Raw genomic sequence first — 21,865 nt, forward strand, 5'->3', positions numbered from 1 at the left:
AACCAATCGAGGGTATGCATTTTCTGCTTAATTTGTTACTAAATAGAAACTATGCGCTGGCAAGGAAGACGCGAAAGCGGAAATGTGGAAGATCGTAGAGGAATGGCCGGACCGGTGGCCGTTGGTGGCGGAATAATAGGAATTATTGTTTTGCTATTCAATTTATTCACCGGTGGCAATGTGGATGTTTCTCAGTTACAACCTCCTGGTGGAAGCAGCGCTCCTATGAGCACGGAAGCAAAAGCCAGGGAAGATGAGATGGCAGCATTTGTGAAAGTGGTATTAGCCGAAACGGAGGATGTCTGGAATAAAGTGTTTGCTGAAAATGGCGCACAGTATCAGGAACCGACCCTGGTGCTATTTACCGGAGCAGTGCAGTCTGCCTGTGGAAATGCAAGTGCTGCAAGTGGTCCGTTTTATTGTCCGGGTGACCAGAAATTATACATCGATCTTTCTTTCTATGATGAATTATCTCAGCGTTTTGGTGCGCCTGGTGATTTTGCGATGGCCTATGTGGTATCGCATGAAGTGGGACATCATATCCAAACCTTGTTAGGCACTACTCAGAAGCTTTCCCAATTAAGACAGCAATTGAGTGCGGAGGAATACAACAAGTACTCTGTGATGCTTGAATTACAGGCAGATTTTTTAGCCGGTGTTTGGGCACATCATACAGCCAACAAAAACCTGTTGGACGCGAATGATATTGAGGAAGCCATGCGGGCTGCCAATGCCATTGGAGATGATCGGTTACAAAAACAATCCCAGGGCTATATTGTTCCCGAATCCTTTACCCATGGTACATCCGAACAACGCATGTATTGGTTTAAGAAAGGATATGAGTCTGGTGATATCCGGAATGGCGATACCTTCAATGATCCAAGGCTGAAATAAGAAGTCTTTCACCTTTCACCTTTCACATCTTCATATAGCTCCATCCTGCCTCCTGCTTCAATATAATTTCTCCTACGCCCATTTTTACAAAGCCGGCTTCGGGCAGGAGTTGTTCTTTGGATACATTTCGTTCACGCATGGTATTTTCGCAGACAACAAATTCGATTCCCATTTTTTTGAATGTGGCTATTCCTATTGCCTGTGTTGTTTTTTCTTTCATCATGAATTGGATACCCGGACCATGAACCACCACTTCCACCTGCACTGAATCACCCCATCCTGCTTTCAGGTTTTTTAGGTTTTTCATCATCCCGTTCCAGATGAGGGTATCACCGGTATTCAGTTGAATAACGAGCCGGTGTTTTATGGCTGCGGATTGTGCCCCCGCAGGATTGATTGTTCCAATGAAAACAACCAGAAATAGTAAAAGGATTTTCCGCATATAGTTCTTTTAATTTTTTATTTTTCACTTCTTGCTTCTCCCTTCCCACTTCCAACTTCCCAAAAGGCCTCCCATCACGGCAAAATAAACGGTGCTGTTAATGGGTTTGGACGTAATGGCGCAGGTACCTGAAACGCATCCGATAGTGCTATAATAAATATAACCGGCAATACCGCCAATCAGTACACCAAGCAGGATGAGTCCGTATTTCTGAAGAATTGTTTTGATCATTGGGATGGATATTTTGGTAAAAGTGGGATATCCTCCTGAATTGAAACGTGATAATTGTTACCCAAGGGCAACATCGAGTACCATCATCACTACGAAACCTCCAATAAAACCGAGTACGGCGACATCGGTGTATTTATCGCGCTGGGTTTCAGGGATTACTTCTTCCACCACTACATAAATCATGGCACCGGCTGCGAACGCAAGGGCAAAGGGCAGGACGGGTTGCATATAAATGACAGCTACAGCACCCAATACACCGGCTACCGGCTCAACGATGGCGGAAAGCTGACCGTACCAGAAGCTTTTTAAGCGGCTTACACCGTGCCGGCGTAAGGGCATTGCAACGGCCATTCCTTCTGGAAAATTCTGCAGGCCTATACCGAAAGCCAGGGCAATAGCGGCGGGGATCAACTGATCGCCCACTCCGATTGAAGCTGCGCCGAAAAGCACTCCTACTGCTAATCCTTCCGGAATATTATGCAGGGTAATAGCAAGCAGCAAGAGGGTTGTTTTATGCCATTTGGTTTTCATCCCCTCCGATTCATCATCGCCAAAATTGATATGCAGATGGGGCATGAATTTATCCAGCGCGAATATAAAAAGGGCACCCACTAAAAAGCCGACAGCAGCCGGCATCCAGGGGAAGTCAGGGTAAATTTTTTCCGAGTATTCTATACTCGGTGCCAGGAGCGACCAAAAACTGGCAGCTACCATTACGCCGCCGGTGAACCCGAGCATGGCATCAAAAATGCTTCGTTTGATCGTTTTAAAGAAAAATACCAGGGATGCTCCTGCTGCAGTAACCAGCCAGGTAAAAGTGGTGGCGATCAAAGCGGACTGAACCGGTCCGATTTCAGAAAAGAATTGTTCTAATTGCTTCATCACGCATAAAAATAACTGAAATCCTCCAAATAATTAGATGAGCCTAAAAATGTTTTTAGGGAGTTTTCTTCACCGGTCGGGTGGCACCGGTCGGGTGGCACCCGACCGGTGAATTAGTTACCGGGGTGGTAGGTGCGTTCGGCATTCTTCATCACATCCTCTTTGTAAAACAGAACATCACGGAAACGGCCGGTGCTATAGGCTTCGACCTGGTCGTTGAAATGTGGGGAACCAGGGTCTCCGCTTTGTCCGCCTGCCAGCAGGGCTTTGGCTTTTACTCTATCCCCAAATTCCACTGCACAGACAAAACTGTTACCATGGATTCCATATCGGTTTTTAGTTCCCTTAAAAATACGGCTGTTGTAGGAGGGCAACATGCCCCAGGTACCGGAAGCAAATCCAACCGGATAACTTGTTTTAGTATCATCAAATTCCAGTTCGATAGCTGGCGAAATTCGTTGAAATCGATTGATGGAACCCCAGGGCAATTGCCATTTACCGTATCGCGCCTGCAGGTCAGTAATGGTGGCATAGAGCACCTGAAGCTGTTCTCTGGCCGGTACCTGCCTGATGTAAATTCGAACCCTTTGAACCAGATCAGGTTGTTTTCCATCCGCAGCTTTTATGGCCATCAGGGTTGGAAGAATCCGCTGCCCCCATTCAACAGCAAGGGTGGTGGCGATGGAACTGGTATCTGTTTTAAAATCCCAGTTTCGCAGCACGGTAATGGGACCCGCCAGCCAGGCAAAAAGCGTATCGTTCGATTGCAGGCTGTTGTCGAAACTCTTTATTAAAGCAGGAATCAGCTCTTCGAATGCCGCCAGTCGCGGATCATAGCCAGCTTTGATTAACTGGTCGAGATCAAATTTGCCTTGTTCAGAAATTGTTCTGACAGCATTGATCCCCCTAAAATTATCCCCATCGGGAGCCATATAGACAGGAAAATCAGCCGGATTGGGACTGTTCTTTCCCGACATAAAAAAGGGACTGGAGTTGCAATGCTGCAACCATCCGTTAGGCGGATTGATCTGATGAACCGTTTCATTAATGGAATGGTAGCCCTGCCATTCGGTTGCTTTGGTGGTTCCATCCATTGGTTGGGTCCAGTCCAGAGCGGGATTTCTTTTCGGAATCCGGTTACCATGCCAATAGGCAATATTGCCTTCTTTGTCAGCATATACTGTACTGTTGGAAATATTTCCTTTAAGGTCGAGGGTCTTTTTAAAATCTGCCAATCCATGTACTTTGGTGCGATTCCAGCATTGTATCAAGCCCTCCATAAGCCGGTTATCCGCTTTCATGCTCAGGTACTGGTTATTGCGTTTGGCCATAATAGGACCATGATGTGTATAGTAGGCTACAATATTTTTTTGCTGCCATCCTTCGCTGTTTTTATAGCGGAGGGGAATGGATTTTGTTTTTACCCGGCGAAGCTTTCCTTCATACCGATAGGCCCATCCATAGGGGCGTTCTTCAACATCTTCAATATAGGTATCGGCCGCATCTACATAGCAGGATGTGTGCATCCAGCCAGCGTTTTCATTAAAGCCCTGGTAAATGAAAAATTGTCCCCATGTGACCGCACCATAGGCGTTTAAACCTTCTTCAGAAACCATATGCACTTCCGGACGGAAATAAAAACTGACATGCGGATTAATGTAAAGTAGTGCTTTCCCGCTGACCGATTGGGAAGGTGCAATAGCAAATCCGTTGGAGCCGGTTGGAACTGGTTCTTCGAATACAGTATGAGCTGAAGAAGAAAATGTTGTTGATTCAGATCTTACTAACGGAGATGCAGAATCGTACAATTGTTTTACTTCCTGCAAATTTATATCGGCGGTACTGATGGCACCAATACTGCCATCTGTCCACAACAATGGATACCAGGGTTGAAAACGGGTTAATAAGGCAGGTTTTACGGAAGGATTTTTATGCAGATAATAATTGATGCCATCTGCAAATGCCTGACATAATTTTTTCAACCAGACAGGAGCTTTTGCATAATCGCGCTTTGCTTCGGCAGAATCTATGATTAACCGGATCAGCAAATCATCATAGAGTTTGGATTCACCCTGCACCTCAGCGAGCCTCCCGAGCTTTTCGATATAATTCATTTCAACTCTTGCAAAATCGTCTTCACACTGGGCGTAGAGCAAACCAAAAACAGCGTCGGCATCTGATTTTCCGTAGATATGCGGGATTCCCATATCATCACGGATGATGGTACTATTTTTTGCCTGATTCTCCCATTCTGTAATTTCTTTAGAAGTAACCTGTTGTGCCGATAAAAAAGAAGGTAGGAGAAGAAGGAGGAAAAAAACTGCGCGCATAATTAAGGTTTTTACTGCATAATCAAAGCGGAAGCACCGATGATTCCGGCGTCTGCTGTATCTGAAATTTCAATAACCAGGTTTTCGACAGCCTGACTGTACGCAAAGCTGCTAAGTTGCTGCAGGGTTGCTTCTCTAAACATAGGCCAGGCTGCTGCAACTGAACCACCGATGATAAAATAATTTATATCAAGTGCATAGAGCATAGTTTTAAACGCGTTTCCAATATGCATGCCAAGTTCTGCGTACATTTTTAATGCGGCAGGATCGCCTGCCAGCGCAAGCTCGTACATTCTTTTGCCGTTTTCATTGTAGATGTTTTCAAAGAATCTTCCACTTGCATAATATTCCTGGTCATGATTTCGGTATTCGATCAGTCCAAATTCTCCTGCCCCGCCGTGTAATCCGGATACCAGTTTGCCATCCAGGATAATTCCGGTTCCTAATCCGGTTCCGATGGTAACACCCAGGAGGGAAGTTCGTTCTTTTATTTTACGTTGCTGGTAAACACCTAAGGCAAAACAGTTGGCATCGTTGTTTAAGGCAACAGGAATATGGAATTCGTTTTCCAAAATGGTTTTGAGATCCAATTTTTTCCAGGCGGGGATATTCATAACGTCATAAACGATTCCGGTACGTGGATTTACAAGTCCGGGTACCCCGATACCAATGCCTGAAACACCTTCAACACCAATGGAACGAATCAATTGGTTCACCTGATCAACCACTTCTTCTTTTGTGCCGCTTGCCAATACGGGCCATTCGAGTTTGTTAAGCACCTGCCCCTCTTCTACCTGTGCTGCTTTGATACCGGTACCACCAATATCAATGCCGATTCGTTTATTACGCATGGGTATTTTTTTTCCATTCGGAGGCTGCGGCTTCATCGAGGTAGAGGTAAACAGATGGATGGTTTTTCAACCAGGTAACCGGTAAAGCAGGAGTGGGTTCGGTTTCCATCAATTGTTTAATAATACCGGATTTGTGGGCACCCGATACGATCAGGAAAATATGTTTAGCTGCCAGGATGGACGCAATGCCCAGCGTGAGACCGCCGGTGATCTTTGTTTCCTGCTTAAAATATTTCTGCGCTGTTTTGATGGTAATGGGATCCAGTTCGGCTATATGTGCCGTTAGGGTGGGATCGCGTTGGGGTTCGTTCATCCCGATATGACCATTGGAACCCAGCCCGATAATGGCGATATCGATACCTCCTTGGTTAGCAATAAATTGATCCACCCGCTGGCATTCCATTTCCATTGAGGATGCTTTTCCATCAAAAAAGCAGATTTTTTCTGCGTCCACATTCAGCGGTTTAAACAATTGCTGATGGAGATGCCATTGACAGGAGCCTTCATCGCCTGCATTCATACCCTGCCATTCGTCGAGCCCAACGAAATTCCAGGAGTTGGTTTCAGCTGCCGTCTTTTGGGCGATTATTTCCTTGTAAAGTCCGGCCGGACTGTCACCGGATGCCACACAAATCAGAGGTTGTTTTTTGTCTCGGGTCAGTTGCAGTAAATGCCCTGCAGCTTTAGCAGAGAGCGTTTGGTAATCTTTTTCAAGGAATAGGGTCATATTTATAGTTTTAAATGAATCTGTTTACTAAGGTAGTTGAAGTAGAAGTTCTATAGTTCTACAATTATAACTGACACAAATACTGTGCAGCAGATGCGGGATTTTTGAACAAAAGTACGGGCCTCCGTTTTAGGCAGGTACGAAGCATCGGAGAAGGGTTGACAGAAACCTGTTTTCATTGTACGCGCCATTTTGGCCGAGGTGAATAATCCATTACTAAACCATCACTCAACCATCAGTGATTTATCAGTGGTGGTGCGGGATAGATGGTGTTTGAGTGATGGTTTAGTGATGGATTAGTCAGAGATACAATTCAATAACCAAACTATGGAATATTTCAGGAGTGGGTTGGTTATAATTTAGCTCACTACTTCCTTCCGTTCAACCACAAATCAATTGGCCGGTCGACCTTTGGATGGAAGGGCAGATATATCTTCTTTCCCTCAGCTGCAGATGCATAAGCTGCATAAATAATTTCCAACACAGCACGGCCATCTTCTCCGGTAACCAAAGGTGTTGTATCGTTTTGCACACAGTGAATGAAATGTTTCAATTCATGCGGATATCCCTGATTAAATACTTCTTCAAAAATGGTAAAACTCCAGCCGATGGAAGTGTCTGCTTTTTCCATAGCATATCCATACCCGTGTTTGCTATACGATAGGGCAGCATTCCCCATAAACAGATCGGCGTAGACCACACCGCCGGTTCCATACACTTCAGCCCGATCATCCATACCGCCATGTTTAGCCCAGGAGTTTTCAGCAACACCTACAACCCCATTTTCAAACTCTACAATTACTACAGAATTGTCTTCACAAACAGTTCGGCCTTTATGGTATACAGTAGCCATGGTGGCATAGACACTTACTGCCTTACAATTATTCAGCATCCAGCGAAACCAGGCAATGGCATGGCAGCCCATATCCATCAGCACACCGCCGCCGGAAAGGTTTTTATCGTAAAACCAGTCGCTATGCGGACCAGAATGTTTTTCACCCTGCTTCAGCATATAGATATCTCCCACTCCGCCTTCCTTCACCATTTGGCGCACCCGTTCGTATTTAGGGGCAAAACAAAGTTCTTCTGCGTACATCAATTTGACCCTGGCTTTTTTGCAGGCATCAATCATGGTATCGGCTTCTTCGAGTGTAACAGCCAGTGGTTTTTCAATAATGATATGTTTACCGGCTGCAGCGGCTTTAAGGGTGGCAGTACAGTGTAAAAAATTCGGCAGACAGATATCAATCACCTCTGCGCCTGATTTTTCCAATAATTCATCGATATCCGAATAAAACTGTGAAATCTTATGTTTATCTGCAAATGCTCTTGCTTTGGAGAGGTCCCGGGAATAAACGGCAACCACTTCTGCCTCAGGTATAAAACGATGATAACTTTCGATATGGATATCTGCAATAAATCCGGATCCCAGGATGGCAAGCTTGGTTCGACGCATTTTTTGCTTAAATATCTGCAAAAATTGTGTTAACCCGTGCTTCATTTTGCGAAAAATAAGAACCTTAATGAGTGATGGCTGTTAAGGGATACCAAACTATATAGTATGAAAGCATGGATACTGGCTGCTGCCCTATTGGTTGGCGGAACTACAATGGCACAAAAGAAAAAGAACTGGAACAACTATCTGCCAATGAGCAGTATTGGAATTGGCGTGGGATTTCAGGAATTTGACGGATTGAATAACCGACTGGCGAACTTTCCACAGTATCGCTCCCTGCGGGATTATACAGGGGTATTACAATTAGGCTGGATGAAGGAACGTAACCGTTTTATTTCCATGTCGAATATTACCCTGGGAAGCAGCATGAGCGGGGATCGTAACAGACAAAGCAGTACGACCCGATTTGCCGGACTTGGCGCTGATTTCGGCTATGATTTATTGAAACAGGAACGGGTAATGCTGTATCCGATTGCCGGTATTGGGTATGAGTGGTACCAGGCGAAGTTCTATCGCGATAATTCCAATGTTGATTTTGATGATGTATTACAATCCCCGGTGGTACAGAATGGAATCTCTTCCATCGCATTTAATAATTCTTTTTTCAATTATAAACTCGGACTGGGACTAAACCTGTTTTCTCCCAAGGAGAAAGGTGCCTCAATAGGTCTTCAGGCAGCTTATATAGGAAGCTTCCAGGATCGCGAATGGCGGAGTAAGGAAGGGCAGGACCTGGCCAATGCACCATCTGATCGATTGGGCCGGGTGCAGGTGAGTTTGATTCTTACGCATTCTCCCATGATGATGGGCAAGAAAGGAAGATAATACGTTGGGGTAACTAAGATCATTTTTGAAAGGTCTCCACCTGTGCATTGCAGCCGGGTTGAGACCTTATTTTTTTTGACCTGCTTGCAGGAAATCTTCAGAATGGCTATATTGTCAATACTAATTCTTTGATTCCCATTAGATGGGACTCATGTGGCGAAGCATTCCATAAAACTCGTACGAAAAAACAAGTAAATTTCTGCTGGTACATGTAATTAAAAAATAAGAGACTTTCATACTGTTTCCCAGTACAATTAAACAGCAACCACCTAATCGCACAAAAAATCGGATTTACGCAATGACAACCCACCGCAACGCAAATAACCCTGTTCATTTTCAATTATTATAATTCACCAAAACAGCCTCTAATTGCGTAAATAATTTACGTTGTACGCCATTCAGACAGCCCCCCTATGAACTTTGACCAGTCACTATATCCACTAACTGAATTTCTTACTGGCAATAATTTTTCAGTGACAAAAAAAGAACAGCACTATATTGAGTATTCCTCAAAATCAGCAATTATAACTATTGCATACGCCAACCTTGAATACTTATTCTATACTCACGTTGGACAAAAATCTAAATCTTTAGTTGAGTTGACACCCATTTTAGTAAAAGATGTTTTTAAAGACGACAGATTTCAATTTCAATCGACGCTGACAATTGACAATCTGATTTCATTTTTTAAAACTTCAGGAAAGCTTATTTTATTGGGCGACAAAGAGTCATTTAAGAATCTTAATGAATTTTCGGAACGTCAATCAAGAGAATATACAAGAAGAATCAGTCACTTACAAAATATTCAAGGGGCTGACAATGCCTGGCATCAGAAAGACTATGTAAAATTTATAAAGTGTATTGACAGAGCAGAAAAGGATCTGCTTCCCGAATCTTATATAAAAAAATATAAAATCGCTTTAGACAAACTGCAACGACAGACATGATAACGGCGTACAACAGTCGGTTTGGCAATAATGGCAGCGGGACGCTCATAAATTCACCATTTTATTTGTTATGGAGCATCAGTTCAGGCCAATGAAAAAGGACGGGCAATAGAATGTAAAAAAGCTTTTAATTATAAATTAAGCAGCGGTAACGGCTGTATAATTTCAACTACCGCCTTGTCGCCAAGCCGTGTCCGTCGTAAGCGGCAATAATCAAACACCCTTTATGACAGACATAAAATTTATTCAAGACACTTACGAAAAAATCAAAAAGGCAATATTTCAAATTGACAATGAAATAGTTCCAGAAATTTATATCTTGTCATTTTATGTGCACAATGATGATGATGACCCAAGGCAACCTATGCTGACTGTAGGTTATAACACAATTGAGCGTTGGCATTCTTGCTCCCCCACTCCGGGACAAGAACCTAAATGGCCAATTGCTTCGGACGGAGACGAAGCAAAATGGAACTTTGCATTTTGGCTTCAAAATGAGGCGCTAATAATTGGAGGGTATGACTTTGACCCAGTTTCTGAATGGGTAAAAAACACTCCTTATTATTATTCGGACGAGCAAGTAGAAGACGATTTTGATACAACAGACTTAATGGGGCAAAAAATCAAAGATAAGTTTATTGAAATTGTTATATCTCATGCACGAAAACTTCATAGCGACGGAGTTATTACGGTAAAGTTTGGAAAGGATATTCCAATTATCGTTCATGAACTTGAGTATTATGACAAACCTGTTTTATGGACTAATCAAGCAAACCCGGACGGATTGGCAAAAGAGTTTGAAAATTGGGTAGCATCATTCTAAATCATTACTGCCGCTTACATTGTATGCCATTACGTAACATGACCTACGAACAGTTTGATAATAAAATAAAGCGCCTAATAGCTGAACTTTCATACTCTAATCAGATCAATTTTTCTTTGTCAATTTGCAAGAAACTATTTTTTGATTATGAGGTATATTCAAAAGCAAATAACTACAATATAGAAGAGATTAACGACTTACTAATGGCAGTAGAAATTATCACACCTGACACAGAGGACTTTGACGAATGTAGATATTCATTAAATGTATCGTGTGCTGTAATCGAATTGCTGAACTTTGTTAGAGACAAAAAATCAGAACGGGTTTATAGTGTTAGTACTATGCTGATGGACACTGTTGAGTTCAAGATTCAGGAGATTAGTGATTTTGCGCCGGATCAAGTAGGCCAACATCCATTAATGATTGAGACTAGAAATTGGTTACTTAACTTAACGCAGTAACGGCGTGCAAAAGATGCTTGATATTCTAATATCAGCTATTTGCAAATCGCAACCTGCATAAAGCTCTACTCGTTAGCGACAATCTTGGAATCCCCGCTAAAACAAATATCAAACAAAAAAAGAATAAAATTGTAATCATTGCTCCTGTCACTAAATGATGAATAACCCGATACCAAATATCCGCACAGAACATTGCAAGATTCATCCTGCATTACATTCATTGATACGGCATATCGTTATTATTGAAGCTGATTTCGGTAATATTCCTGTTAGCCTAGAAGGTAATTATATGCCCTCGCCCGACCAGGCAATGTTCATAAATCTTTATACACGGCTTAAATCCAAAAAATCTGGCGAGAACAATTTCAATACAGTTACCTCTTGTACATTGATGGGAGCACAAATTACCCCCTTCAAACTATTGGTGCAAGAAAGCCATAAAACCGTATCAATTATTTTTCAGCCCGGAGGGCTAAACCGGTTTTTGAATATTCCGATCACGGAGCTATTTGACAATGGTTACAGTGCCAGAGAAGTTGTAGGTAGGGAGATAGAAGAACTTTTAGATAAATCGCACGACACTATTTCTTTAAACGAATTAGATAGTATTGTACAATCCTATTTTCTCAGAAAACTTTCGCAGGTAAAAGAACCGTTACCTATTGATTTTGCCCTTCAACACCTGTTGGTAAACTACAATACAAGTATGGACAAGATTGCTAGAATGGCTTGTATGAGTATTCGTAATTTTGAGCGAAAATGCAAAGAACGATTAGGCATGCCTGCCAAAATGTATGCACGAATAACCAGATTTCATAAAGCATATAAAATGCTCGAAAGCAGATCAGTCATCTCCTGGCCAGACTTGACATATGAAGTTGGTTATTACGATCAAACACACTTTATAAAAGACTTTAAGGAATTTGCCAAGCTCATACCTACAATCTTACACAAAGAATTATCGGAAGAACATATACAGTTTCAGAACTGGGACAAAATTTGATTTTGTCGTTTTTATACTATCACAGCTTTTTTCTCATAAATAGCTTTGCAAAAATAAAAAGGTCGAAATATGAGAAAAATAGTTCTATACGCAGCCGTTGCATTTTCAAGCGGATTGTTTTTTACCCTCGTCTATAATTCCATCGTTAATGCAGCTAACTGGGAAAGTAATATACCTCAATCCATAACTGCAACCAGAGATTTTTTTGTAGTTGCCAATCCAGGGACTTTCTTTCAGCTGGTAGACCCAACAAATATGCTTTTGGTTGTGTTGGCATTGAGTTTATTCTGGAAAAGATCAACTTCCATTCGGATGTTTTTGGGTATTGCATTACTTTGCTATATATCCTCAATGATTTTAACGTTTACCTATTTTTATCCCAGAAATGACTTGATGTTTCTTTCAAAACAACTTCCCGATAAAGAAACGCTCAAAAAGGCGGCATCTGAATGGGGAAGAATGGGCTGGATAAGGTGTTTACTATCCCTGGCAGGTCTTGTCTGTTCTTTCTTAGCTTTGGACAAAGCCACTTCAAGCACACAAAAAATATCTAGTACAACGCCTGGGTAGGATCATTTCTTTTAGCCTCCCAGGTGCATTCGATCAGACACTCCGCAATTGCCGGTGTTTTCGTTAGTGGCAAGCGTTGAAGACGATCTAAACAATAAAGCATGCGAACTACATGAAACATCTTGAACAACTTCTTGTTATAGCATCCTGGACAATTATAATTGGACTTTCAACATATTTTTTCGCTGAAAACGTGGTAGTTTATCTGACTGGATTTAGAAGCAAAAGTTTTAATGCTAACCCATTTTGGGTAGGAATACATTTAATTGGGGGGACATTAGCTTTATTTTCCGGACCCATTCAATTCTCCAAAGGGATAAGAAATAGATTTTTAAATTTTCACCGACTTCTTGGTAAGATTTACATAGTCGGCGCATTTGTTGCAGGATTATCCGCAATCCGGCTATCGCTAATCAGTTCGTGTGTCCCATGTAGAGTTTCTCTATTTATCCTGGCCATTTTAGTCATCCTTACAACATTTTGCGCTTGGTGGTCAGTAAAAAACAAAAACCTGAAAATGCACCGGCAATTTATGGTTAGAAGTTATATCTGTGTTTTTTCATTTGTTGCTGTTCGACTAAGCAGTCTTATACCGTTAGACTTTTTATTTGGACGAATAAGTGACCCGACATTTGAACGTACTGTAAATGAATATTTCTTTTCATTTGTTCCTATAATTCTTGGTGAAATTATTCTGACCTGGTTGCCAGCCTTGAAGAGTATTAAAAATAAAATCAGATTGGGACATATAGCCAGCCGCTAAGGAAAGCGTTGGTTAAGGACGGAGCGTATACTGCCGCAGAATACCTTCTTTTTGTCGCCATTACACTTGCCCTAAACGATCCCATAAACTTAGGTTTGAATCCCGAATTCCTGAGAAAATAAACGAGCATCAATGAATAAAGTTATTGCCGCTTTTAACATGACGCTGGATGGCGTTTGCGACCATACAACCGGTATCGCTGACGACGACTTACACCAACATTATGCTGAACTGATAGATAACGCCGGCATACTGCTATATGGACGAATAACCTTCCAACTCATGCAATATTGGCAGAACCTGGTCCAAAATCCTTCTGGTGAAAAATCATTAGACGAGTTTGCTGCCTCAATTGACCAGGTTCCGAAACTCGTTTTTTCTACCACCCTGAATGATACAGGCTGGAATACGGCCAAACTAGCCGGCAAATCACTTGTTGATGAGGTAACCGAACTTAAACAGCACGCGAAAAAGGACATACTTATTGGAAGCCGGAGCCTGATCATTCAGTTGCTTAACAGCGAGCTAGTCGACGAATTCCAACTCTGTATCCACCCTGTCATAGAAGGTCGCGGACTACAACTTTTTGATCAAATCAAGGACAGAATTGCATTACAATTTGTTCGCACAAAATTGCTGAAATCAGGCGCTATAGTATTATATTATGCTCCAATTTTATCCATGTAATCCTTACTTTCCGGCTATTAGCACTCCAAACAATGCGATACTTACTATTCTTACTGAGTTTTTCAATAGCTGTATTCTTCTACTCATCCAGCATCGCACAATCGAAGCTGGATAGTATTACTATCTTAAAAGGAAGAGTGAAAATGCTGGCACCGGTAACCCTCACTACCATGTCAGATGAAATGTGGGCATTCAAATACCAGAATAAAGCCAGGCCCATACTTGTACTGACCGATAAGGATGCAGAAATCAACCTGATCGCCCATCTCACCAATCAACCCGCACAGGAAAGTCAGATAAATGAATTTAAAGAGGCGCAGATCAAACAATTGAAAAAACAAAGGCCAGACCTCACCTTTATTGACTCAGGAGTTAGATTAATAAACGGAAAACATATCGGTTACTTCAAATTTATTTCACAGGCAATTGACCAAAAAGTATTCAATTATTATTTCTTTGCCACATTGGACGAAAAAATACTCCTATTCACCTTCAACTGCATTGAAAAATTACAAAACACCTGGGAAAATACAGCAGATAAAATAGTGGCTTCTCTACAAATAAACTAAATCCCACTATGAATCCTTCGCATAAAATAGTTACAGAACTTCCCTTGTCCTCCATTTGGAATTCAACAGAAGAATTGGATGCAACACGAATCAGTTATTTAACCAAAGAGGAAATTATTGAGATATTGAGAGAAAAGCCAGTAAAATTGGTGATCGCCTCCATTGGCGAAAAGCCGGAATGGATTGATTCCGCCGATCAATTCAAAATATGGAATAAAACTCTTTCTCCCCGACTAGTTTCGAATCAGCACACATTCAGCCTCGACGACTTTCCCGGCAACTATGGTTTCTTGGCAAGTTTATGGGAGTATCAAAAATATTCTGCTATAATTTTATTTGAGAAATACCACTAATTCATGAGAATAACAATACCAACGGCTTTCGTTTCCATACTGCTATTGTTACTTGCATTAACAGTTAAAGGTCAGTCCGCGTATAAGGAAGAAATCAAACAAACAGCCATCCGGCTTTACGATTCATTTAACAAAATGCAAAACATATCAGGAAGACATGCATTTAATGACAGCGCAAGAACAGCCTGGAACAACCTCCCAATAGGACTCAGAGCAAGAGCTGGTGCAAGTATCGGCAACATGAACGAAGAACAGCGTAAGCTGCTTCATCGAATTCTATCTGTTTCATTAAGTTCACAAGGCTACCTGAAAGCGACCAGTATTATGCATCTGGATGATTTATTGAATCAGTATGCCGACAGTATTTTTTATAAAAAAGAAATCAACGGTGATACTTACAATTTTCTGAAATCCCTGCAATGGTCGCACAAGAATTTTTATTTCGCTTTTTTTGGCAATCCGAATGACAGCATCTGGGGGTATAAAATAGAAGGGCATCATTTATCTATCAATTTCACCTTTGTCAGGGATAATATATCTGCAACTCCTTATTTTATGGGTTCAGATCCGGCCGAATATCCCATCTCGGAATACGCAGGCTGGCGTGTGTTGGGCCAGGAAGAAGATCTAGGACTTAAACTAATCCAGCTGTTAACACCCGAACAACAAAAGCAGGCGACTCATTCCGGTGCAGTTCCGCAAGATATCATTACAGCTGCGGAAAGCGGTAAGCGCCTGGTTGATTATTGGGGAATTCAGGGTGCAGGTATGAACGCAAAACAAAAAGCTGTTTTACAATACATCATTCGGGAATTTGTTTTCAATCTCGAATATGAAAAAGCTGTTTTGGAGTATGATAATATCGTAAAAGCCGGAATTGATAAAATTTACTTTGGATGGATCGGTGCATACGATGAAAAAAAGCCCCACTACTATATTTTAAACGGACCAACATTTTTGATTGAATTTGACAACAATGGTGGTCCGGGAAACTCAGCCAATCATATCCATGCCATCTGGCGGGAAAAAGGAAATGAATATGGAGAAGATGTTCTGAAAGCCCATTACAAAGCTGAAAAGCACTAATAAGATAATCAATCATACCCTAACCAATAAGAATATGCCGCTTACCAATACTGAAATCAATCAAAACACAGCTCCCACACCATTTGCTCCAACTTATTTCCAAGGAACGAAAGCAGACCTTGTCCTGGGCGATCTGATTCAGCCGGGCTTTAATTCCAATTTCGGTCAGCAAAAAAATGCAGCCTATATTTTTCTCACCGCCACCCTCGATGCTGCAATCTGGGGAGCCGAGTTAGCCGTCGGAGAGGGAAAAGAACGAATTTATCTGGTTGAACCAATCGGAGAAATTGAAGATGATCCGGACCTGACGGATAAAAAATTTCCAGGTAATCCAACCAAATCCTATCGATCCAAAGCCCCCTTCCGGGTGGTGGGAGAAGTTACTACATGGCAGGGCCATCCGGAGGATCAGGTAAGAACCATGAAAGCCCATCTTGATAATCTTAAGGAGCAGGGAATTAATTCACTAAACGATGAATAAGGATGAAAAAGAGTCAGCTTATTGAAATGAATAATATGGGCATAGTTGTGGAAAATCTCGACAATGCCATCACTTTCTTTCAGGAAATAGGTCTGCATCTAGAAGGCAGAGGTATGATTGAAGGTGAGTGGGCCGGACGGGTAACCGGTCTGGGAAATCAATCTGTGGAAGTAGCCATGATGGTAACGCCAGACGGACACAGCCGACTGGAGATTTCCAGATTTATTCGTCCCGAAATTAAGTCAGATCACCGGAGAGCTGCCGTTAATGGATTAGGCTATTTGCGCATCATGTTCAGAGTCGACAATATCGATGAACTGGTATCACGCCTCACTAAACAGGGAGCCGAACTGGTAGGCGAAATAGTACAGTATGAAAACATCTATAGGTTATGTTATATCCGCGGAACAGAAGGACTGCTAATCGGTCTGGCTGAGCAGTTAACGAATGAATAAAATTGAATCACTGAATGCTATTCAAACAACAACATTTAATAGGAATTAAAGCAGGAGAGATTACGCTTGCTTTCCGAAAATGGAAGAAAGCTTCCGTAAAACCAGGCAGTCTGATACATACATCGGTTGGTTTGATTGAAATCCAAAACATAGTCGAGATCAAAAAAGAAAAGATTACAGATAAAGAGGCCAAACTTGCCGACTTTATTGATAGATCTAATTTATTAAAATCATTTCCATCAGAAACTGAGGGAATTATTTTTAAAATTTCACTTCGTTATCATTCGGAAGATCCGAGAATTGCACTTAGAGAACAAACAGACATATCAGATGAAAAATTTATTGAACTAAAGAACAAACTGGAAAAGCTGGACAAACACAGCCGGAAGGGTCCCTGGACAAACAAAATTCTATTGGCGATTAAAGAACATCCCAACTTACATGCAGTAGGCATTTCAACCCTTACAGGTTTCGAAAAAGAATGGTTGAAACTGAATATTCGTAAGTTAAAAAACGCAGGTCTGACTATTAGCCATACAGTTGGGTACGAACTATCTCCATTAGGGAAACAATTTATCAGGTACTTTGAAAATAAATCATAAAACGCTAAACTCATTTCATTTTTACTGTACGCGAATCTGTTCAAAAACTAATTTTGACTAAAACCATTCCATGCGTAAACTCTCCCTCTTTATAGCAACGAGTTTAGACGGATATATTGCCAAACCAAATGATGACCTGAGTTTTCTTTCAATCGTTGAAAAAGAAGGAGAAGATTATGGTTATGCGAAATTTACAAATACCATCGACACCATTATTATTGGAAGAAAAACCTATGATTATGTGGTGAACGCAATTGGCGCAACCCATTACGACAATGGTCAGCGGGATATTTATGTAATTACCAGAACAGAACGACCACCAACCGGAAGAACCATTTTCTACAACGGTCCGGTTGCCGAATTAGTAAACCGCCTCAAAAAAGAACCCGGTAAAAATATCTATTGTGATGGCGGCGCTGAACTTATTCATGAACTCTTAAAGGAAGATCTGATCGATGAAATGATCATTTCCATCATCCCAATTTTACTGGGCAGCGGAACCAGACTTTTCAAAGACGGCAGACCTGAACAATCCATCGAACTTCTCTCTACCCAATCCTTTGACACCGGCCTTACCCAACTTCATTACAAACGCAAACCCTAACCCCCCTCTCCTCTCTCCCCTCCCCCTTCCTCCCATTAACAAATGCTCGTTAGCTACTTTTTCAGACAAATTCCAAGCTTTCCTGCCCATTTCTAAATATTAACCATCCATATTCATCGGAAATTGCTCAAATTTTAAGAAATTAGCGGTTCTATTATAATTTATTGAAAATGAGTACAAGCCCGAAGACCTTGTTTGCTAAAGTGTGGGATGCCCATGTGGTGAGAAGTATTCCCGACGGACCCGATGTTTTACTGATCGACCGTCATTTTATTCACGAAGTTACCAGTCCGGTTGCCTTCCTCGGACTCGAATCACGCGGATTGAGTGTATTATTTCCGGAAAAAACCTTCGCAACAGCCGACCATAATACCCCTACTATCAACCAGCACCTTCCGGTGGAAGACCCCCTGTCTGCCATCCAGCTCAAGGCCCTGGAAACCAATAGTGCTAAATATGGCATTTCCCATTGGGGATTGGGAAATCCCAAGAATGGAATTGTTCACGTAGTTGGACCGGAAAACGGCATCACCCTACCCGGCATGACCATCGTATGCGGTGATAGCCATACCTCTACTCATGGCGCTTTTGGTGCCATTGCTTTTGGTATTGGAACTTCCGAAGTGGAAATGGTACTGAGTTCACAATGCATTATGCAGCCAAGAGCCAAAAGCATGCGCATTGTGGTTAACGGTCAATTAAATAAAGGCGTTCTGCCCAAAGACGTAATCCTCTATATTATTGCCCAGCTCTCCGCAGCCGGTGCAACCGGATATTTTGTTGAATATGCCGGAGAAGTTTTTGAGCAAATGAGTATGGAAGGAAGAATGACCGTTTGTAATATGAGTATTGAGATGGGTGCTCGTGGCGGGATGATTGCCCCCGATGCAACCACCATTAACTATATCAAGGGAAGAGAAAAAGCCCCGAAAGGTGAAGCCTGGGATAAAGCAGTTGAGTATTGGTCCACACTGCATACCGATGAGGGCGCCAGCTTTGATAAAGAATACACTTTTAATGCGGCCGATATCGAACCCATGATCACTTTCGGAACCAATCCGGGTATGGGAATTGGCATCAGTCAGCAGATTCCTGTATCGCATGAAATTGGTTCAGGTAAATCGAGCTACGAAAAATCCCTGACTTATATGGGCTTTCAGGAAGCGGAACCAATGTTGGGTAAAAAAGTAGATTTCGTTTTTGTAGGTTCCTGCACCAATGGCCGGATTGAAGATTTCCGCGCCTTTGCATCCATTGTAAAAGGTCGTAAAAAAGCAGATAATATTACGGCCTGGATCGTGCCGGGTTCTCATATAGTAGAACAGCAGATTAAAGAAGAAGGAATTCTTGACATTCTAACCGAAGCCGGATTCCAATTACGTCAACCAGGCTGCTCTGCTTGTCTGGCTATGAATGATGATAAAATCCCGGCTGGTAAATATGCTGTGAGTACCAGCAACCGCAACTTCGAAGGACGCCAGGGCCCAGGTGCCCGCACCCTGCTCGCCAGTCCGCTGGTAGCCGCCGCTGCCGCCGTAACCGGTGTGGTAACCGACCCGAGGCAGCTGATGTAAGATCTTAGATGTAAGATTTTAGATTTTTAGATGTATGCTTTGAATTTCGGGTTGCCCACTTTTAATTTTTTACTTTTTACTTTTAACTTTCTAACATGGCCTACGATAAATTTACTGTCCTCCGCTCCTCCGCCGTTCCAATGCCAATTGAAAATGTGGATACGGATCAGATTATTCCGGCTCGTTTTTTAAAAGCGACCGAGCGGAAAGGATTTGGAGATAACCTGTTTCGCGACTGGCGATATAATAACGATAATTCTCCCAAACAGGATTTTGTGCTGAATAATCCTATTTATTCCGGCAAGATTCTGGTAAGCGGCAAAAACTTCGGAAGCGGAAGCAGCCGCGAACATGCTGCCTGGGCGATTTATGATTATGGATTCCGCTGTGTGGTATCCAGCTTTTTTGCAGATATCTTCAAAGGAAATTCCCTGAATGTGGGCATCCTGCCCGTTCAGGTGTCAGCTGCATTTCTTGACAAAATTTTTACTGCCATTGAAGCTGATCCAAAAGCTGAACTGGAAGTCAATCTGCCAGAACAAACCATCACGATTCTGGCAACCGGAGAAAAAGAATCCTTCGATATCAATGGGTATAAAAAACATAACCTGATGAATGGTTTTGATGACATCGATTACCTGCAGTCAATGAAGGAAGAGATCAAAGAATTTACGTCCAAGAGTCTCTATTAATAGCAAGCCCCCAATACCCCCATGTCACCTGCGAAGCGATCAGTAGAGATAATGGACACCACTCTTCGGGATGGTGAACAAACCAGCGGTGTTTCTTTTTCCTCTTCGGAAAAGTTGACCATTGCCCAGTTATTGTTGACCGAAGTTAAAGTCGACCGGATTGAAATTGCTTCGGCAAGAGTTTCCGAAGGAGAATTTGAAGCGGTAAAAAAAATCACCAAATGGGCAAAAGCCAATGGCTTTCTGAACAAGGTGGAAGTATTGACATTTGTAGATGGTGATGTCAGCATTCAATGGATGCAGGAAGCCGGTGCAAAAGTGATGAATCTTTTAACCAAAGGCTCGCTCAATCATCTAACCCATCAGCTTAAGAAAAAACCCGAACAACATTTCGCGGATATCAAAGAAGTGCTGGCACTGGCAAAGAAAAAAGGAATTGAGGCAAATATTTACTTGGAAGACTGGAGCAATGGCATGCGTCATTCTCCCGAATATGTTTATCAATATCTTGACTTCCTTATAACGCAGCCGGTTAAACGAATTATGCTTCCTGATACATTGGGCATATTAACGCCTGATGAAGTAAAAGATTATATAACGGCTATTGTTCACCGTTATCCGGGTATTCATTTTGATTTTCATGCGCATAATGATTACGACCTTGGTACGGCGAACGTGCTGGAGGGAGTGAAAGCCGGCGCACATGGTTTACATCTTACCATAAATGGTATGGGTGAACGCGCAGGGAATGCGCCACTGGCGAGTGCCATCGCGGTACTGAACGATTTCATGCCGGGAATAAAAACGAATGTGGTAGAGAAATCGCTCTATAGTGTAAGTAAACTGGTGGAGACTTTTTCGGGCTTCCGCATTCCGGTGAATAAACCGGTTGTAGGAGAAAATGTTTTCACACAAACAGCCGGTATTCATGCCGACGGCGATAAGAAGAACAAACTATATTTCAGTGATCTGATGCCCGAACGCTTTGGCCGGCAGCGAAAATATGCGCTTGGAAAAACAAGTGGCAAAGCTAATATTGAAAACAACCTGGCTCAGCTCGGGATTCAGTTATCTGATCAGGATTTAAAAAAAGTAACACAACGTATTATTGAACTGGGAGATCGGAAAGAAGTAGTGACGCAGGCAGATCTTCCGTATATTATTTCGGATGTACTGGACAGTAATGCCATCGAGGATAAGGTACGGATTGATAATTATGCACTCGTACATGCCAAAAATCTGAACCCCTCCGTCACCATTAAAATATGTATTGCCGGAGAGGAATTTGAAGAACAGGCGCAGGGTGATGGTCAGTACGATGCGTTCATGAACGCTCTAAAGAAAATTTACAAACAGAAAAAAATCGAATTACCATTACTCACTGATTATGCTGTACGAATTCCACCGGGTGGAAAAAGTGATGCCCTTTGTGAAACTGTCATCACCTGGAAAAATCAAACCCGGGAATTTAAAACACGCGGACTTGACAGTGATCAAACGGTATCGGCCATTAAGGCAACTGTGAAAATGCTTAATATAATCTGAACAATCAATTCA

Annotated in this window: 26 protein-coding genes; 19 read left to right on the forward strand and 7 right to left on the reverse strand. The window is 42.1% G+C overall.

What is annotated here, in order from left to right; translation table 11 throughout:
* The first annotated feature begins 51 nt into the window (after positions 1 to 51).
* Positions 52 to 894, forward strand: a complete 843-nt coding sequence (ypfJ, locus tag B2746_RS00425; RefSeq protein WP_290789635.1) for a KPN_02809 family neutral zinc metallopeptidase — start codon at positions 52 to 54, stop codon at positions 892 to 894.
* A gap of 22 nt (positions 895 to 916) precedes the next feature.
* Here ypfJ and B2746_RS00430 read toward each other — a convergent pair whose 3' ends face one another.
* From B2746_RS00430 to B2746_RS00460, 7 genes are all read right to left on the reverse strand, one after another.
* Positions 917 to 1,336: a DsrE family protein gene (locus B2746_RS00430; protein ID WP_290789638.1), complete on the reverse strand. Its 420-nt coding sequence runs from the start codon at positions 1,334 to 1,336 to the stop codon at positions 917 to 919.
* Positions 1,337 to 1,360: 24 nt separating this feature from the next.
* The gene (locus tag B2746_RS00435) at positions 1,361 to 1,567 is read right to left on the reverse strand and encodes a hypothetical protein (protein WP_290789641.1); all 207 of its coding nucleotides are present in this window, start codon (positions 1,565 to 1,567) and stop codon (positions 1,361 to 1,363) included.
* A 57-nt stretch (positions 1,568 to 1,624) separates the two neighbouring features.
* Complete coding sequence (locus B2746_RS00440; RefSeq protein WP_290789644.1) at positions 1,625 to 2,449, reverse strand: ZIP family metal transporter; 825 nt, start codon at positions 2,447 to 2,449, stop codon at positions 1,625 to 1,627.
* A 113-nt stretch (positions 2,450 to 2,562) separates the two neighbouring features.
* Positions 2,563 to 4,779, reverse strand: a complete 2,217-nt coding sequence (locus tag B2746_RS00445; RefSeq protein WP_290789647.1) for a penicillin acylase family protein — start codon at positions 4,777 to 4,779, stop codon at positions 2,563 to 2,565.
* Between the two features lie 11 nt (positions 4,780 to 4,790).
* Positions 4,791 to 5,630 carry an ROK family protein gene (locus B2746_RS00450; RefSeq protein ID WP_290789650.1) on the reverse strand — a complete coding sequence of 280 codons (840 nt, stop codon included), beginning with the start codon at positions 5,628 to 5,630 and terminating at the stop codon, positions 4,791 to 4,793.
* A complete protein-coding gene (locus B2746_RS00455) occupies positions 5,623 to 6,357 on the reverse strand; it encodes a glucosamine-6-phosphate deaminase (protein ID WP_290789653.1) in 735 nt (244 codons plus the stop codon). The genes B2746_RS00450 and B2746_RS00455 overlap by 8 nt, the downstream gene beginning before the upstream one ends.
* A 367-nt stretch (positions 6,358 to 6,724) precedes the next feature.
* Complete coding sequence (locus B2746_RS00460) at positions 6,725 to 7,813, reverse strand: Gfo/Idh/MocA family protein (protein WP_290789657.1); 1,089 nt, start codon at positions 7,811 to 7,813, stop codon at positions 6,725 to 6,727.
* 105 nt (positions 7,814 to 7,918) lie between these two features.
* Between B2746_RS00460 and B2746_RS00465 the strand changes: the two genes are divergently transcribed.
* The 18 genes from B2746_RS00465 (at position 7,919) to B2746_RS00550 (ending at position 21,853) form a co-directional block, all read left to right on the forward strand.
* A complete protein-coding gene (locus tag B2746_RS00465; protein WP_290789660.1) occupies positions 7,919 to 8,638 on the forward strand; it encodes a hypothetical protein in 720 nt (239 codons plus the stop codon).
* A gap of 413 nt (positions 8,639 to 9,051) precedes the next feature.
* Positions 9,052 to 9,585, forward strand: coding sequence for a hypothetical protein (locus B2746_RS00470; RefSeq protein ID WP_290789663.1), 534 nt, complete (start codon positions 9,052 to 9,054; stop codon positions 9,583 to 9,585).
* A 226-nt stretch (positions 9,586 to 9,811) separates the two neighbouring features.
* Entirely contained in the window at positions 9,812 to 10,408 is a 597-nt protein-coding gene (locus B2746_RS00475; protein WP_290789666.1) for a hypothetical protein, read from the forward strand.
* A gap of 38 nt (positions 10,409 to 10,446) precedes the next feature.
* A complete protein-coding gene (locus B2746_RS00480; RefSeq protein ID WP_290789669.1) occupies positions 10,447 to 10,869 on the forward strand; it encodes a hypothetical protein in 423 nt (140 codons plus the stop codon).
* 157 nt (positions 10,870 to 11,026) lie between these two features.
* Positions 11,027 to 11,872: a helix-turn-helix domain-containing protein gene (locus B2746_RS00485; RefSeq protein ID WP_290789672.1), complete on the forward strand. Its 846-nt coding sequence runs from the start codon at positions 11,027 to 11,029 to the stop codon at positions 11,870 to 11,872.
* Between the two features lie 69 nt (positions 11,873 to 11,941).
* A complete protein-coding gene (locus B2746_RS00490) occupies positions 11,942 to 12,442 on the forward strand; it encodes a DUF1772 domain-containing protein (RefSeq protein WP_290789675.1) in 501 nt (166 codons plus the stop codon).
* A gap of 112 nt (positions 12,443 to 12,554) precedes the next feature.
* Positions 12,555 to 13,205 carry a DUF2306 domain-containing protein gene (locus B2746_RS00495; RefSeq protein WP_290789679.1) on the forward strand — a complete coding sequence of 217 codons (651 nt, stop codon included), beginning with the start codon at positions 12,555 to 12,557 and terminating at the stop codon, positions 13,203 to 13,205.
* A 132-nt stretch (positions 13,206 to 13,337) separates the two neighbouring features.
* Entirely contained in the window at positions 13,338 to 13,892 is a 555-nt protein-coding gene (locus tag B2746_RS00500; RefSeq protein ID WP_290789682.1) for a dihydrofolate reductase family protein, read from the forward strand.
* Between the two features lie 32 nt (positions 13,893 to 13,924).
* The gene (locus tag B2746_RS00505) at positions 13,925 to 14,461 is read left to right on the forward strand and encodes a hypothetical protein (protein ID WP_290789685.1); all 537 of its coding nucleotides are present in this window, start codon (positions 13,925 to 13,927) and stop codon (positions 14,459 to 14,461) included.
* Positions 14,462 to 14,469: 8 nt separating this feature from the next.
* Positions 14,470 to 14,814, forward strand: coding sequence for a hypothetical protein (locus B2746_RS00510; RefSeq protein WP_290789688.1), 345 nt, complete (start codon positions 14,470 to 14,472; stop codon positions 14,812 to 14,814).
* A gap of 3 nt (positions 14,815 to 14,817) precedes the next feature.
* Positions 14,818 to 15,900 carry a DUF3500 domain-containing protein gene (locus tag B2746_RS00515; RefSeq protein ID WP_290789691.1) on the forward strand — a complete coding sequence of 361 codons (1,083 nt, stop codon included), beginning with the start codon at positions 14,818 to 14,820 and terminating at the stop codon, positions 15,898 to 15,900.
* A 34-nt stretch (positions 15,901 to 15,934) separates the two neighbouring features.
* Positions 15,935 to 16,381 (forward strand): NAD(+)--rifampin ADP-ribosyltransferase, encoded by a 447-nt coding sequence (arr, locus tag B2746_RS00520; RefSeq protein ID WP_290789694.1) that lies wholly within the window; start codon positions 15,935 to 15,937, stop codon positions 16,379 to 16,381.
* A gap of 2 nt (positions 16,382 to 16,383) precedes the next feature.
* Positions 16,384 to 16,836, forward strand: a complete 453-nt coding sequence (locus B2746_RS00525) for a VOC family protein (RefSeq protein ID WP_290789697.1) — start codon at positions 16,384 to 16,386, stop codon at positions 16,834 to 16,836.
* A gap of 14 nt (positions 16,837 to 16,850) precedes the next feature.
* Positions 16,851 to 17,438 carry a hypothetical protein gene (locus tag B2746_RS00530; protein WP_290789700.1) on the forward strand — a complete coding sequence of 196 codons (588 nt, stop codon included), beginning with the start codon at positions 16,851 to 16,853 and terminating at the stop codon, positions 17,436 to 17,438.
* Between the two features lie 70 nt (positions 17,439 to 17,508).
* The gene (locus B2746_RS00535; RefSeq protein WP_290789703.1) at positions 17,509 to 18,042 is read left to right on the forward strand and encodes a dihydrofolate reductase family protein; all 534 of its coding nucleotides are present in this window, start codon (positions 17,509 to 17,511) and stop codon (positions 18,040 to 18,042) included.
* Between the two features lie 170 nt (positions 18,043 to 18,212).
* Complete coding sequence (leuC, locus tag B2746_RS00540) at positions 18,213 to 19,616, forward strand: 3-isopropylmalate dehydratase large subunit (RefSeq protein ID WP_290789706.1); 1,404 nt, start codon at positions 18,213 to 18,215, stop codon at positions 19,614 to 19,616.
* A gap of 95 nt (positions 19,617 to 19,711) precedes the next feature.
* On the forward strand, positions 19,712 to 20,308 hold the full coding sequence (gene leuD / locus B2746_RS00545; protein WP_290789709.1) for a 3-isopropylmalate dehydratase small subunit: 597 nt from the start codon (positions 19,712 to 19,714) through the stop codon (positions 20,306 to 20,308).
* A 21-nt stretch (positions 20,309 to 20,329) separates the two neighbouring features.
* Positions 20,330 to 21,853 (forward strand): alpha-isopropylmalate synthase regulatory domain-containing protein, encoded by a 1,524-nt coding sequence (locus tag B2746_RS00550; RefSeq protein WP_290789712.1) that lies wholly within the window; start codon positions 20,330 to 20,332, stop codon positions 21,851 to 21,853.
* Positions 21,854 to 21,865 lie beyond the last annotated feature (12 nt).

Origin of the sequence: Flavihumibacter sp. UBA7668 (genome assembly GCF_002483205.1) — a bacterium.
Taxonomy (GTDB): domain Bacteria; phylum Bacteroidota; class Bacteroidia; order Chitinophagales; family Chitinophagaceae; genus Flavihumibacter.